The organism is uncultured Methanobrevibacter sp., from assembly GCF_902769175.1.
Taxonomy (GTDB): Archaea; Methanobacteriota; Methanobacteria; order Methanobacteriales; family Methanobacteriaceae; genus Methanobrevibacter.
In genome coordinates, this window is sequence record NZ_CACXNW010000018.1 from 49,888 (window position 1) to 66,167 (window position 16,280).

11 protein-coding genes are annotated in these 16,280 nt (G+C 33.6%); all 11 read left to right on the plus strand.

Annotated elements, in window-relative coordinates; genetic code table 11:
• The first annotated feature begins 1 nt into the window (after position 1).
• The 11 genes from QZV12_RS07660 (at position 2) to QZV12_RS07710 (ending at position 16,028) form a co-directional block, all read left to right on the plus strand.
• Positions 2-913 (plus strand): Ig-like domain-containing protein, encoded by a 912-nt coding sequence (locus QZV12_RS07660; RefSeq protein ID WP_295619727.1) that lies wholly within the window; start codon positions 2-4, stop codon positions 911-913.
• A 78-nt stretch (positions 914-991) separates the two neighbouring features.
• Complete coding sequence (locus QZV12_RS07665; protein ID WP_295619729.1) at positions 992-1,366, plus strand: hypothetical protein; 375 nt, start codon at positions 992-994, stop codon at positions 1,364-1,366.
• Between the two features lie 132 nt (positions 1,367-1,498).
• Positions 1,499-2,905: an Ig-like domain-containing protein gene (locus QZV12_RS07670; RefSeq protein WP_295619731.1), complete on the plus strand. Its 1,407-nt coding sequence runs from the start codon at positions 1,499-1,501 to the stop codon at positions 2,903-2,905.
• Between the two features lie 471 nt (positions 2,906-3,376).
• On the plus strand, positions 3,377-5,869 hold the full coding sequence (locus QZV12_RS07675; RefSeq protein ID WP_295619733.1) for a hypothetical protein: 2,493 nt from the start codon (positions 3,377-3,379) through the stop codon (positions 5,867-5,869).
• Complete coding sequence (locus tag QZV12_RS07680; RefSeq protein WP_295619735.1) at positions 5,870-8,113, plus strand: hypothetical protein; 2,244 nt, start codon at positions 5,870-5,872, stop codon at positions 8,111-8,113.
• Between the two features lie 100 nt (positions 8,114-8,213).
• On the plus strand, positions 8,214-8,891 hold the full coding sequence (locus QZV12_RS07685) for an Ig-like domain-containing protein (RefSeq protein WP_295619737.1): 678 nt from the start codon (positions 8,214-8,216) through the stop codon (positions 8,889-8,891).
• Positions 8,892-9,320: 429 nt separating this feature from the next.
• Positions 9,321-11,309 (plus strand): right-handed parallel beta-helix repeat-containing protein, encoded by a 1,989-nt coding sequence (locus QZV12_RS07690; RefSeq protein ID WP_295619739.1) that lies wholly within the window; start codon positions 9,321-9,323, stop codon positions 11,307-11,309.
• Complete coding sequence (locus QZV12_RS07695; RefSeq protein WP_295619741.1) at positions 11,273-11,647, plus strand: hypothetical protein; 375 nt, start codon at positions 11,273-11,275, stop codon at positions 11,645-11,647. The genes QZV12_RS07690 and QZV12_RS07695 overlap by 37 nt, the downstream gene beginning before the upstream one ends.
• 63 nt (positions 11,648-11,710) lie before the next feature.
• Positions 11,711-12,496 (plus strand): hypothetical protein, encoded by a 786-nt coding sequence (locus tag QZV12_RS07700; protein WP_295619743.1) that lies wholly within the window; start codon positions 11,711-11,713, stop codon positions 12,494-12,496.
• A gap of 62 nt (positions 12,497-12,558) precedes the next feature.
• Positions 12,559-14,583, plus strand: coding sequence for an Ig-like domain-containing protein (locus QZV12_RS07705; protein WP_295619745.1), 2,025 nt, complete (start codon positions 12,559-12,561; stop codon positions 14,581-14,583).
• Positions 14,584-15,059: 476 nt separating this feature from the next.
• A complete protein-coding gene (locus QZV12_RS07710; RefSeq protein WP_295619747.1) occupies positions 15,060-16,028 on the plus strand; it encodes an Ig-like domain-containing protein in 969 nt (322 codons plus the stop codon).
• The last annotated feature ends 252 nt before the right edge of the window (positions 16,029-16,280 follow it).

Consider the following 16,280-nt stretch of genomic DNA (forward strand, 5'->3'; position numbering starts at 1 on the left):
AATGGTCAAGAATGGAAGCGATATTGTAATTTCTTTCACTGGTCGTGATAATCTTTTCAATGCAATTTATTCTAATTGTGATATAAGATATTCCAATTTGACTTATTGGGGTTCAAGAGGCATTGAACACACTGGTCCTTTTCCAATGGCCAGATCTGAGTATGAAGCCGGTCAAAACGTCTCTGTATTCTTGTTAGTTAATGGTGTCGTTGTTATAGACAGTAATAGGGTTACAGATAATAATGGCCGAATTGTTTTAGAGAATGTTGAAGGAGATTATTTTGTTCTTGCTCGACATAAGGAGGATTCATATTATACCTATACTGAATGCATGATAACAAACATGCAATTTTATGTAAACGTGACCTCCATGACAAGTAAATCAGGGGCGGTAAACATCACTGCCGAATCAAATACAAGAAACGATGTTGTAGGTGGTATATTAGTGTTTATACTTCCTAATGGCACTAGTGTTATTGCAAACTATAGTGGTGAAGGCAAATGGTGGTCAACCTATTTATTTGACAATCCTGGTGAATATAATGTCTCTGCATCATACTGGGGGCTGGATGATGTAACAATCAATAATGGAATTATCGTCATCACAAAGGATGTTCCAATTAAAGTCAAAGATATGACTATTTCTTATGGTGAAACCGCTGAAGTTGTTGTGGAGGTACCTGAAGCCATCAATGGCCAGAAGATAACAATTTCTGTTAACGAAAGTTCAAAGAATGTCACTGTTGAGAACGGCATAGCAAAAGCCCTTTTCACAGGTTTGGCTGCTGGCGAGTATTGCATCACTGCAGAATATTCTGCTGACAGCAATTATTCTGCCAATTCCACTACTGCTAGGCTGACTGTAGAGAAGGCAATTTCAACTTTAAGTGTTTGGGATTTAACTTTAGTTTAAGGAACTTCAATCAAGATAACTCCTAAGGCTGAAGGTGCTGTAGGTCTTATTGCAAAGATTGATGGCAATGAATTAGAAGTGGATGATTTTTCAATTGAAATCCCAATATTGGCTATTGGAAATCACACATTGGAATTAACAACAATCACTGATGAAAACCACATATCCGTGACTAAAACTGCTAATATAAATATATGTGAGGTTGATGCTAAAATAAGTCCTAAACTGGAGGTTATGGTTGGAAAAAATGATTTAATGCCTGGAGATACTGCTTACATTAGCATTAGGCTCACTGATCCTTTTACTGGTGAAGCTATAGATGCTAATGTCCTTGTTGAGGTAAATGGCAGATATTACTATGAAACATTAATTGATGGGGAAGATTACATGGATATCCCTGACTTGCCTGGCGGAACTTATCCGATTACTGTAAGGTTCGATGGAAATTATTGAAGGAGAGATATTATGAATGAATTACCGTGAACTTATCCGATTACTGTAAGGTTCGATGGCAATGATAAGTACAATGCTGTTGTAAATGACACAGAAAAAATTGCCTTTATCTTCAATTCAGCATACTTTGATATGATTGTTTCCAATGGTACATATGGTGATTTTCTTACTGTAACTGTTGAAAATGTAACTGACTCTGCAGGAAACAATTTAACTGGAAGCCTTGTCTGTGATATAAACGATGGTATGCAGCCTATGATTTTTATTGTATCTGTTCAAGGAGGTAAAGGTACAAGGGACCTTCAAGCTACAGTTGCAGGAGTATGGGATTTTAATGCTCATTTCTTGGATGATTTCGTTGAAACTCATTACATTTCCGAGACAAAAGGTGTGAAAGTGCTTGTAGAAAAAGCAAACTCAAATCTTGCTCTTGCTTATGCAGATGACAAGTTAACTGTCACTCTCGATGGAATAAATGGTGAAAAACTCAACGAAACAGTTTACTTGACCATTGATGATAATCAACAGGAAATAACCACATCTAATGGAGTTTATGAGTGTGACCTCAGCAATTTGGCAACAGGATCTCATGCTGCTTATGCAGTATTTAAAGGAAACAATAACTATCTTACAAGTTCTGATTACCTCTATTTATCCACTTTGAGTCCTGTTTTGAATACTAGCATTACAGTAACTGTAAATAATATCTCTTATGGAGAAAAGGCAGTGATTAACTTCACATTCATTGATTCTGAGGGTATCAAATTAAATGGAAAGCTTAATGTGACTGTTGAAGATAAGGCCCAAGAGGTAGATATAACTGATGGTGTAGGTTCACTTGAGATTGAAAATTTAAGTGCAGACACTTATCCTATTGTAGCAAGCTTCCAAGGAAACGCAACTCATTCCTCTTCAATTGGCACAAATTACTTTGTTGTAGCCAAGAACGCTACATTGATTGAATTTGAGAATATGAACACAATAGCTGTTGCACCTGTTGAAGGCAAAACTGGCGAATGGTTCTACTTCACATTGAAAGATGCAAACGGAAAAGCAATTGCTAACGCTCCTATGCAAATCGGATTCAACGGTGTAGTATACACCTATGAAAAGGATGGAATCTGTACAGATGAAAATGGTACTGCAAAACTCCAAATAAACCTTGGATACAAAGGAGACTACACATTTGCAATATGCTTCTTAGGAAATGAAAACTACAATGCATCATTTGCAGTTGCAAAGATTCATGTAGATGTTCAAAAACCTAGCTTGACTGTTCCTAACAAGTCTTACAAAGCAAGCGCCAAAACCAAGACCTTGACTGCAAGCTTTAAATCCGCTGTTGGAAAAGTCATTGCAGGAAAATGGATTTCATTTACTGTAAACGGCAAAACATATAATGCCAAAACAAATGATAAGGGTGTTGCAAGTCTCAATCTAAGCATTAGCAAGGCAGGAACTTACAAGGTCACAGCTAAGTATGCTGGAGACAGTACCTATGCAGCAGTGAACAAGACTGCAAATTTGGTAATAAAATAAGTTAAATCGTGGATGTTTAAAACATCTGCAACTTTTTCTTTTTCATTGTTTTTTTAAATTTTTTTCCTTTTTTTATTGATTTGCTTTTCTTTTATTTTTTTAGGGTGCTGTTGAAAACCTTTTTTAAAATTTTATTTTAAATATTTTTAACATTAATTTTTAAAAATTTTTATATAAATTTATAGGATTTCAACAAAGCCATTTTTTTATTTTTAGTAGTTTTTCATTTTTTTTCTTTTTATTTTTTGTTAACTTTCATTTTTTTTGAATTTTTCATCTTTTATGAACTACTTTTTTATAAAAATTAATATGATTGTTTAAAATAAAATATTAAAAAATTATATCAAAAATAAATATTAAAATATATAATACATTAACGTTTAATATTAACTATATTAACTAGTGTAATAAAGGAGGAAAATGATGAAAAAATATACTATTATTTTTTCTATTTTACTAGTTTTACTTTTAGTGGGGGTCAGTTGCGCAAGTGCAGCTGAAATTGATGATTCAGACCCACTAATGCTAGAAAATGAGAATCTTGAAATAAATCAAGGCGAAACTAATTTTAATGAAAACTTGATGGAAAATGAAGCTACTGATGATATTAGTAGTGTAAATGATGAAAAACTTATTTTAGATGAACCTGCTGATGGAAATGAAGACAGTGGAAAATCTGCACTTTCCTCTCCAGCGGATGAATCTGTTGATAATGCAATTAGTGTTGAAGATAATTCAGATGGAAAACTTGGCGATTCTCTTCCTGATGTAAAGTGTATGGCTGTTGATTTAGGAGATCTTAATTTATATATCGCCATGATGGATTTAAGTGGCACTCCAGAAGGAGAAGTAATTCGTGAATATCTGTCAAATGTTTACCAGGAAGCAATTCCAAAGGAACACAGCAACACTCTCATTTTACATTATGATGTTAGGGCTCTTGACCAAAAGATAGTAATATGTCTTACACATGGAAAGGATATTACCATAGATGGACAAGGCAACACTGTTAATCTTGGAGGAAACGACGACCACGATAATTACATTAAAGTCTCTTCAGGTAGTGTCACCTTTAAGAATATTAATTTCATTAATGGATATAATGATGATACAGGTGATGGTGGAGCAATTTCATTTTTAAGTTCTGGAACTTGCACAATAATCAATTCTACTTTTAAGAACTGTTGGGCGGATGATTATGGTGGGGCCATATATGCGGGTTCCGGCAGCACTTTAACTGTAATAAATTCCACTTTCATTGGAAATGAGGCTGATGATAAGAGTGGTGGTGCTATTTGCTCTTCAGGTAAGGTAACACTCATTAATTCCACTTTCCAATCTAATAAAGCAGACTTTTTTGGAGGTGCTGTTTATTCTAACGTTGATGCTCCTCCATTAACTCTTGATGGATGTACTTTTAGAAATAATTATGCAGATGCTGATGGAGGTGCAGTTTATGCCATTGATGTAGATAATAAGGACACTCCCAGTTACTTCTTTGATAATATGGCTGATGAACATGGGGGAGCAATGTGCATAATCCATTTCCTTAATCCTCTTAAAAATTTGGTTTTTATAGGTAATGAAGTTTTAACTTATCAAGGTGGAGCAATTTCTTTTTATATAACCGAATCATCACGCTCTATTAGTTCCTGTGTCTTTATAGGAAATAAAGCTGATGATGAAGGAGGTGCAATATACCAAAATATAGGTAATCATATTGAATTGGAGTTAATCAATAATATTTTTATAGGTAACTCTGCAGGAGATTATGGAAATATAGCATATTCTAATGCTTTATCAACAAGGGCTTATCAAAACTGGTATGGGACCAACAATCCTAATTTCAATAATGCTTTTGTGAATTATAATGAGGCACGTCGTCGTTCAGATGTAGATAATAACTATTGTGTTTTCAATCTTTTTGATGTAGAATCAATGGGCGATTACTTTAATATTATTGCAGGATTCAGGACAAAAAATGGTGAAATTCCTCAAAATGAATTTTTCGTAACACCTTCTGATCTTGCATATACTTTTGATAAGAAAGTGGATGTATTGGATGTGCTCATAAGGAATAATGACATCAATGCAACTGTAGTCACTACAGACTTTGGCAGGATAAATGTCACTCTTAAAGTCTATGGAGTTCCATTTACTTCATCTTTCGATTTTAATAGGATTGATCCTCAACTCTCTATCCACTGTTATAATATAATCCAAGGTGATGAGGACATTGAGTTGCTTGAAGTATTTTTGGATGAAAGAATTAACGGTGAAGTGACTGTCAATGGTTTGATTCCAAGTTCCTTTATTGTAAATATCACCAATGGTTATGGATGTGCACCTTTAAATATTTCTGCTTGGGATTGTAGAAAGTATGATGCTCTTGTAAATTATCCTGGTACTGATTTCTTCGCTAAGGTCACTGCTCTCATATCCTTTGAAGTTAAGGAGAAATCCACTCCTGAAAATGTATATGAGTTTACAACACTTCAAAACAAGATAATCCATGCAACCGATAACGAATTGGTCTTGGACCATGACTATCTATTCTCTCCAGAAAATGATGGGGATTATGTAGATGGGGTTATAATATCCTGTGACAATTTTGTCTTTGATGGAAACGGACATAGCATTGATGCAATTCAACTTGCTAGGATATTTATGATTCCAGCTGAAAATGTCACAATAAGAAATCTAAATATCATTAATGGTAAGTCTTCAACTGCAGGTGGAGCCATATTTTTCAATAAAAAGGGTATTGTGGATAATTGTACCTTCACTGGAAATTCTGCAAATGAAGCTGGTGCAGTCTATTTTGCTGCTGAAGGAACTCTAATAAATTCCAATTTTTCCGATAACAATGCTGCAGTTAATGGCGGTGCTGTTTACTTTAATTATGGTTTGATTGAAAATTGTAGTTTTGCAGATAATAATGCTAAAGATGGCGGTGCCATTTAATTGAATGGCGGTTCTGTGAAAGGATGTAATTTCACTGGAAACTCTGCTGATGATGGCGGTGCTGTCTATATTAATGATGGTTTAATGAAGGACTGCATTTTCTCTTTCAATTATGCAACTGTAGGTGGTGCTGTCTACTTTAATGGCGGTGCTATTGAAACATGTAATTTCACTGGAAACTCTGCTGATGATGGAGGTGCAATCTACTTGATAAATGATGCTGTCCTTGAAGGTTCCAATTTCTTCAATAATACTGCAGTAGTTTATGGTGGTGCAATATGTGCTAATGCGTACCTGCTTGTAAGAGATTCCAATTTCACTGGAAATTATGCATTTATTGGTTCAGCAATATACTCTTATAATATTCTAATGATTAAAGACAGCCTTTTCCTTGAAAATAAGGGGGATTCATACAATTTAGAAATGGCTTATGAGAATCATAGGGCTGAGATTACATTTAGTAGTTACAATCTCTATATCAATGCAGTTACAGCAAATGTTGTGCATTTTGAAAATGTCACATATTGGAATGGTGCAATAGTCAATACTGATGATGAAATTCCTGAAATAAGTAATCCTGGTGTAAGTATCAATATAGAGGTCATTGACTATATTGGTATGGAACTTGTTAAAAATGTCACTTTAGTAACTGATAAAGATGGTAAGGTATACTTTAATCCGACTGATTTAGAACATCCATTGTATAAATTTAATGTATGCCATCCAGATGATGCATATTACACTTATATAAATACAACTGGAGACTTTATAGTATATCAAAATTCAAGTTCTGTAAGTATTGATATGGAGGATAAGGCTGAATTCAATTATCCTAATATTCCAGATAGGATTTATTTCACTATTGTTAATCGTACAGAAGAGGTCATAGTTAACATTACTGATATGGATGGAAATGTCTATTTAAATCAGTTAACTGATGATGATTATGTAGTGATTAGTGATTTGCCTTTAAGCCGTGGCTATTATAATATAACCGTTTTCAATGTTGGTAATATGGAAATTGAGCCAAGCAAGGAATCTAAGCTATTCAAAGTATTAAAGGCAAATACCACTGTAAGCCTTCCTGAAATTGGGGAAGTGAATTACCCTCATCCATTTGAATTGGGGGTTGAAGCTCAAAACTTTACAAGCTTAAATATAACTGTTTATGATATGGATGGAAATGTCGTATTTGAAGAGTTAAATTATCCTCAACAATGGTTTGACATTCCTGTATTGCCTGTTGGCCAATACAACTTAACAGTGATAAACAATGGTAATGAAAATCACTTTGAAAGCGAAGACTCTGCTATATTAAACATTAAGCCAGGTGTTATTTTGGCATCTTTCCTTGTTCATGACGTTTATTATGGCAACCGAACCGTTTTCGAAATTTTAGTTGCTAAAGGTGGATACTACACTCTTAACGTTAGTGGAAGGATCAATCACTTTTTAATCCCTGAAAATGGTAAGGCTAATCTTTCAATGTCACTGCCTGCAGGAGACTATGAAGCGACCTTATCATATGACGATACCAATTATGAACTTATGGGAGTCACTTACAATACTTTCAAAGTTCTCCAAAGTCCAAACAATGTGATTGTCCAAGTAGATGATGTGACTTTCGGCAATTTAGCATTAATTGGTATTACTGCAGATATCGATGGAATCTATTCCCTTGATGTAAATGGAACAGTATATGATGTTGAAGTGATAAATAATACTGGGTCCATTGAATTGGAATTAGGTGCTGCAGGCACTTATTATGCAACTGCAAGCTTCGATAATCCTAATTATGATACTGTTGCCAACATTGTTACATTTACTGTCAATCCTGCATTAAATGAGGTATTTATCATTGCAGATGTATCAGAAGACTTCCCTGATCATGTCTCCATAGCCATTAAGGCTAAAGCTGATGGATACTGTAATGTTGTTATTAATGACATGCGAAAAGGTATGGAAGTTGTGAATGGAAGGGCATTCATCTTTTTAGTATTGTCTCCAGGAAGCTATACTGTTAATGGATTTTTCCATAACCCTAACTATGAGACAGTTATACATAACACCAGCTTTGTAGTTCCAGTAATTCAAAGGGAAATCAATATTGTTGTTAAGGATGGAGAAAACAATTCCAAAATTATTTTAGCAGAATCCAATATTGATGGAGTCTATATGTTTAATGTCAGTGGAGAGTATCATCCTATCTATATAGTTGATATATATATAAAATTAATAATATAAAGGAGAATAATAAGGAGAGTATCATCCTATCTATATAGTTGATGGTAAGGGAAACATTTCCCTGTCTTTAGATGAGGGCAGTTATACTATTGAACCGATATTGACCAATGAGGGATTCCTAAATACTGTTCATGGTTCTAATGGATTTGAAGTGGTTCATCAGCCTGCTTCCAGTCAAAGAACACCAACTAAGATTATCTTTGAAGATATGAAGACTGTTGCTGTTTCTCCTGCTGATGGTGGAAAAACAGGAGAATACTTCACATGGAGATTAGTTGATCAAAATGGCAATCCAATGGCTAACACTCCTATGCAAATAGGATTCAATGGTGTTGTATACACTGCTGAAAAGGATGGAATCATTACCGATGCTGACGGATATGCTAAATTGCAAATCAACCTTGGTTATAAAGGAGTTTACACCTTTGCAATCTGTTTCCTTGGTGACGATGACTACAATGCTTCATTTGTTGTAGCGAAAATCACTGTAGACACTCAAAAAGGCACATTGGTTGTTCCTAACAAGTCTTACGCAGCAAGCGCTAAGACAAAAACATTAACTGCAACATTCAAGACTGCAAAAGGAAACCCTATTGCAAATAAATGGATCACTTTCAAGGTTAATGGAAAAACCTACAAGGCACAAACAAATGCAAAAGGTGTTGCAAGCGTTAACGTAAGCTTAAATAAGAAAGGAACCTACAGCTTCACTGCAAAATATGCCGGAGACAGCACATACACTGCAGTAAACAAGGCGGGTAAGTTGACTATTAAATAGCCAAGCTTTTTCGCCAAGCTTTTCCGCCCCTTCGGGGCGCAAAACCTTGACCAAAAATATTTTCATTTTGGTTTTGAATAAATAAAATGAGCATTTAGAAAAAAGAATAGTTTAAATGCTATTCTTTTAATTTTTATTTTTTTTTAGGTGTTTTTTGCATTTTTTTAATATTTTTTATTATCTTGTTTTTTTTTTTTAAGATTTTGGCTTGTTTTTTTTTCATTATCTTTTTCATTATCTTTTTCATTTTTTTTCTGTTTTATTATCTTTTATTCTAAGTTTAAATCATTTTAGAGGATTATTTTTGGTTTTTGCAATTAAACATTTTTGCTATAATGAATAGTTATAATAATTATAAATATTATAATGCACATAATTAATATGTTAAATATTAACTATTTTAAGAAACTAAATAATGGGAGGAAAACTGTGAAAAAATATACTCTTATTTTTTCATTTTTACTAGTTTTAATTTTATTTGGGATTTGTTCTGTCAGTGCAGCTGATGCTGATGGACCAGACCCAGTAATGCTAGAAAATGAGGATATATGTTTAAGTCAAGAAGATGCAATTGGCTCAAATCAAGAAAAACAAATTTTAAATAATGATAATAATCAAGCAAATCTTTGTGAAACCGATATTGGATATTCACAAGATGTCTCTGCCAATGATTTAGGCAGTGTTGATGATGAACTTATTTTAGAAGAACCTGCTGATGAAGAAAATCTTGTCAATGACGATTCTGCTCATCCTTCTTCTGTAGTTGAGTCTGTTGGTGTGGATTCTGCTCTTTCTTCTTCTGTAGTGGGGTCTGTTGGTGTGGATTCTGCTCTTTCTTCTTCTGTAGTCGAACCTGTTGTTGAAGCAAATGGTGCAGAAGGCATTCTTGAAGATGATTCTCTTCCAGATGTAAGATGTTTTGCTAATGATTTGGAAGATCTTAACTTATTCATATCATATATGCAACTTCGTGGTACAGATCAAGGTGAAAGCTTACGCCATTATCTCTCTGTAATATATCAGGAAGAAATTCCAGAGGAACATTCAAACACCCTTCGCTTATGTCGTGACATCAAAACAATTAATGATAAGCTAATTATCACTTATGCTGGTACCAAGGACTTAATCATTGATGGGCAAGGACATACTATTGATTTAGCTGGAAGTGACCATCATGACCATTATTTTGTAATCAAGTCCAGTCATGTTACCTTTAAGAATATTAAATTCATTAACTGTTATAATAATGATGGTGATAATGGTGGAGCCATCTCCATTGAAGGTTCTGGAAGTGGTACTATAGTCAATTGTACATTTAAAAATTGCTATGCTAAGGATAGTGGAGGTGCAGTAGCTGATAGAAGCGGCAACACATTGATAATAAATGATTCCACTTTTATTGGAAATATGGTTGAAGAGGTATGTGGTGGTGCCGTAAGAACTGACGGTAAGTTGGAACTTTATCATTGCACTTTTGATTCTAATACTGTTCGTGATGATGGAGATGGTGGTGCAGTTTACTCAAAAACTGACCTACGCCTTAAGGGGTGCAGATTTATTAATAATCGTGCTGAAGATAGTGGTGGAGCAGTTTATGTAGCAGGTTGCCTATGGATATATCAAGATCCTCTTTATTTTGAAGGAAATGTTGCAGGAGACAATGGTGGGGTATTATATATTAATGAATTAAGATTTAATAGTATAGAAGGCTCTACATTTATAAGAAATACTGCCTCTGGAGGAGAAGGTGGTGCAATTTATTCTAAAGTAGGAGGATATTCATGTCAATCATGTGTATTTATAGACAATCATGCAGATGATAGAGGTGGAGCAATTTATTCATGTTCTATAGTGGAGACAAAAGGAAATATTTTTTTAGGCAATACTGCAAAAAAAGGTACAATTGTATATTCCACAACTCACTATTCCGATGCTAATCAAAAGTGGTATGGTACTAATAATCCTGATTTTAGCAATGCTTTAGTTTACTGTAATCTACCTTATGCCCCTGAGAAATATTGGATTGGAAAGGATGTGGATTATCTTATCACAGACTATGAATTAAATCCGGGTAGTCTAACTAACGATATTAGGATTATATTTTCAACTTGCTACACTTTCCCGGCTAGTTATGCATTAAATATAAAGCCTGAGGATGTTTCATTTGTCTTTGATGAAACCAAACTTAAAAAGTTTGAATATTCTGTTAGGAATAATGCTATTGATATAACTATATTGCCTAATGAATTATGTCAATTGCCTTTTATCGTTAAAGTTTTTGGTAGGGAAGTCCTTAATGATAACATTAGTTTTTTAGACCCTCAGTTATCTGCTAAATGCAGTTCTGTAATCAAAGGTGAAGAAGATAATATTTTTGTGGAGTGTATTCAAACCAATCAATTACTGGAGACTGTTTAGTTCGCTTTGGAAATGGCAATGAAACTGTACATCTTAACAAAGGTTATGGATATGCATATCTGGATGTTCATGATTTGGAAGTTGGAAACTATTCTTTTATGGTGGAATTTGATGGTCAAGGATTTTTCATCAAAGATTCAATCCAAGTGCCATTTGAAATTAAAAGCAAATCAACTCCTGAAGATCTTTATGAGTTTACAACACTTCAAAATAAGATAAATCGTGCAACTGGTAATGAATTGAAGTTGGATAATGACTATATCTTCAGTTCAGTTAATGATGGAGACTATAAGAATGGTGTTGTGATATCCAAGGACAATTTTGTTGTTGATGGTTAAGGTCATACTATTGATGGAACTGGCCTTGCTAGAATATTTGACATTAAAGCCAAAAATATTGTTTTGAAAAACATTAATTTTGTCAATGGTATTGCTAATAATGGTGGTGCGGTTTTATCTAATGACTTTGTTTTCATTGAAAACTGTACTTTCATCAATAACTCTGTGGGCAATAGCGGTGGTGCCCTTCAAGTTAATGGAAATTGCATAATAAATAATTCAAATTTCTTTAATAATACTGCATCTTATGGTGGTGGAGTTTACTGTACTGGTGATGCAGTAGTTAATAACTCTAATTTCGATGGAAACCAAGCTAAAACTGCTTCTGCATTGAATGCAAATAGCTTAGATGCTGAAAACAGCATTTTCCTTAACAATAAGGAGATATCTACAGAGTTAGAGTTGACTTATGAAAAACATAGGATTATGGTTCAGCTTTACGGCGGCAATTTATATATTAATGGAGTTGTTGTAGAATCAAATGCATCCTTCCGTAATGTTAGCTATTGGAAAGGAAGAGTGGTAAACAGTGATGATTCTTATCCTACATTAGCCACTTCTGGTATTGAAGTCACTATTGAAATTATTGATTACATTGGAATGGTTACAGTTAAGAATGTGACATTATTAACTGATGATGATGGTAGAATTGAGTTCAATCCTACTGATTTGGATCATTATTATTACAAGGTTAATGCATACCATTTTGATGACCTCTATTATGATTATATAGGTTCAACTATTGATTTGGTTTTAAATAAATCTTCAAGTTCTGTTGATATTGACTTAGAGGATAAAGTTGAGTATACTTATCCAAATATTCCAGAAGACATTTTTTCGATATTGTAAATCGTTCCGAAGAAGTCAGGGTTCTTATCACTGATTTAAATGGAACAGTTTATCTTGATACATTGACTGATGATTATTATGTTTCAATTGCTGATTTGCCTTTAAGTCCTGATTATTATAAGATTACTGTTTTCAATATAGGCAATGTTGAAATTTACCCAAGTGAAGACTCCAAACTGTTTAAGTTATTGAAAGCTAATTCCTCTATAGATGTTCCTGAAATAGAAGAGTTTGAATATCCTCATGAGTATGATGTTAAAGTCGAAGCTGAGAATCTAACTACTTTCAGTGTAATTGTCTATGATTGTGATGGAAATATTGTATTCATGAATGAAAACCTTTCTGGAATATGGTTTGGCATTCCTATCTTGCCTGTAGGCCATTATAATCTTACTGTTATCAATAATGGTGATGAAAATCACTCAGCAAGCGAAGATTCCACTATATTCAATATACTGAAGGGTCATGTTTTTGCATCTTTCCTTACTCATGATGTTGTTTATGGCAACCCATCAGTTTTTGAAGTCATGGTTGATGACCATGGGGGAAAATACACTATTGATATCAATGGATCTCTCATACGCTTGGTCTTTGATGGTTCTGCTGTGACAAATGTTTCCAAGAGATTGCCTGCAGGAAATTATGAAGCTACTTTGACATATGATGATGCCAATTATAAGATTATTGGAACCACTTCCATTAATTTTAATGTTCTTAAAGCAGAGAATAATTTAGATGTACGTGTTGATGATGTTATATATGGCGAACCTACATTAATCATCATTTCTGCAGATGCTGATGGCAATTACACTTTGGATATTAATGGAACAATATTTGATGTGGAGGTTAAAAATAGGATTGGATATAATCTGATTTATTTGGATGCGGGCAGTTATGCTGCAAAAGTAAGCTTTGACAATCCGAATTACAATACTGATGTTGTCGATGTTGAATTCACTGTTCGGAAAGTGGTTAATGAGGTTTTAGTCTCTGCATATGTTCAGAAGGAAGCCATTGATTCTGTCAACATAACCATTACTGCTGATGTTGATGGAATATATGTTCTTAATGTTGGGGGAGTGTCTAAGCTCATTTCTGTTGAAGGTGGAAAGGGTTCTACATATTGCATTTTGCCTCCTAGAACCTATGAAGCTAATGCGTCTTTTGATAATCCTAACTATGAGACACATGTTACAAATGCCAGCTTTGAAATTTTCCCATTTTCAAGGGATATAAGATACTATGTTGGATATGGCGAAAACAATACTGTTATCATTTCATTAGAGGCAAATATTGATGGTATTTACATCATGAATGTAAGCGGAAATTATTATCCTCTCTATGTAGCTAATGGTAAGGGAAATATCTCTTTGCCCTTAGAGGAAGGTAATTATTCTCTTGGAGTAGTATTGAATGATGATGGAATAGTGAATAATATTGATGGCGTTAAGGAATTTGAGGTAGTTTATCCACCTGCTTACAGCTCAAGAACACCAACTAATATTGTATTTAAGGATATGAAAACTGTTGCTATTTCTCCAGCGGATGGTGGAAAGACAGGAGAGTATTTCATATGGAGATTGGTTGATGAAAATGGCAATCCGATGGCTAATGCTCCTATGCAAATAGGATTCAATGGTGTTGTCTACACCTATGAAAAGGATGGAATCTGTACCGATGAAAATGGTTATGCTAAATTGCAAATAAATCTTGGTTATAAGGGTGTTTACACATTTGCAGTCTGTTTCCTTGGTGGTGATGACTACAATGCCTCATTTGTTGTAGCTAAGATTACTGTAGACACTCAAAAAGGCACATTGCTTGTTCCTAACAAGTCTTATGCTGCAAGCGCTAAGATTAAGACATTAACTGTAACCTTTAAAACTGCAAAGGGAAATCCAATTGCAGGTAAATGGGTCACTTTTAAGGTTAATGGAAAAACCTACAAGGCACAAACAAATGCAAAAGGTCTTGCAAGCGTTAACGTAAGCTTAAATAAGAAAGGAACCTATAGTTTCACTGCTAAATTTGCAGGAGACAGCACATACACTGCAGTAAATAAAACTGGTAAGTTGACTATTAACTAACTATGCTTACGCCCAATCTTTTGACCCAAGCTTTCCGCCAAGCTTTTCCGCCCCTTCAGGGCGCAAAACCTTGACCAAAAATATTTTCATTTTGGTTTTTTATGGTTTTTGATATTAAAATAAGCATTTAGAAAAAAAGAATAGTTTTTATGCTATTCTTTTAATTTTTATTTTTTATTTAAGTATTTTTTAGTCTATTTTGTTATTTTTTCTTATTTCGAAAAGGGAATAGTTTTTATGCTATTCTTTTAATTTTTATTTTTTTTTTTTAAGTATTTTTTAGTCTATTTTGTTATTTTTTCTTTTTTTCACGATTTTTTTAATTTCCTTATTTTTTTGTTTAAATTACTTGCATCTTCTTTTTATTTTTCAGTGTCATAAGTTCGTTTTATGACAAATAGTTATATTATTATAAATATTATAATGGACAAAAATTATAATACTTTTGAGAAAACTAATTAATGAGGAGGAAAACTGTGAAAAAGTTTACATTTGTTTTTTCATTTTTACTAGTCTTTATTTTATTGGGGGCTAATTCTGTCAGCGCAGCTGACCATGACGGATTAGACTCAGTAATGCTAGAAAATGAAGATATGGGATTAAGTCAAGTGGATGATATTGGCTTAAATGATGAAGATCAAATTCTGAAGACTGTTGATCAAGCGAATCTTTGTGAATCATATATTGGGGATTCAGAGGATGAAACTGCCAATTATTTAGACAAAGTAGATGAAAAACTTATTTTAGAAGACTCTGCTAATAAATTGGCTAGTTTTGATGATGGAATATTAAATAGTGTAAATGGAAACAATGGAGCTGTAATTAATCCTCTTGCTTCCAGTCAAAGAACACCAACTAAGATTGTATTTAAGGATATGAAAACCACTGCTATTTCTCCAGCGGATGGTGGAAAGACAGGGGAGTATTTCACATGGAGATTATTGGATGAAAATGGCAATTCAATGGCTAACACTCCTATGCAAATAGGATTCAATGGTGTTGTCTACACCTTTGAAAAGGACGGAATCTGTACCGATGAAAATGGTTATGCTAAATTGCAAATCAATCTTGGTTATAAGGGAGATTACATTTTCGCTATCTGTTTGCTTGGTAATGATGACTACAATGCTTCCTTTGCTGTGGCAAAAATCACTGTAGACACTCAAAAACCTACTTTAGTTGCTCCTAACAAATCTTACGCAGCAAGCGTTAAGACTAAAACATTGACTGCAACCTTTAAATCTGCAAAGGGAAACCCTATTAAAGATAAATGGATCACTTTCAAAGTTAATGGAAAAACCTACAAGGCACAAACAAATGCTAAAGGTGTTGCAAGCGTTAACGTAAGCTTAAATAAAAAAGGAACCTACAGTTTTACTGCAAAATATGCTGGAGACAGCACATACAAAACAGTAAACAAGACTGGTAAGTTGATTATTAAATAGCCAAGCTTTTTGAGGCTTCGCCTCAAAAACCTTGACCAAAATATTTTCATTTTGGTTGCTTGTGAATTAAAATAAGTTTTTTTTGTCTGGGAATAGTTTTTAGCCATATGGTTTTTAATTGTTCTTTTAATTTTATTTTTTTATATTTCGGATTTTTTATTTTTCTTTTAGTTTTTTTTTCATATTTCAGATTTTTATTTTTCTTTTAGTTTTTATTTTTTTTAAGTATTTTTTCATTTTTTTACTCTTTTT

What these genes read in the sequence shown, in the direction of transcription:
- QZV12_RS07660 (WP_295619727.1), top strand. Translation starts at nt 2, where the DNA reads ATGGTCAAGAATGGAAGCGATATTGTAATTTCTTTCACTGGTCGTGAT.
- QZV12_RS07670 (WP_295619731.1), top strand. Translation starts at nt 1,499, where the DNA reads ATGATTGTTTCCAATGGTACATATGGTGATTTTCTTACTGTAACTGTT.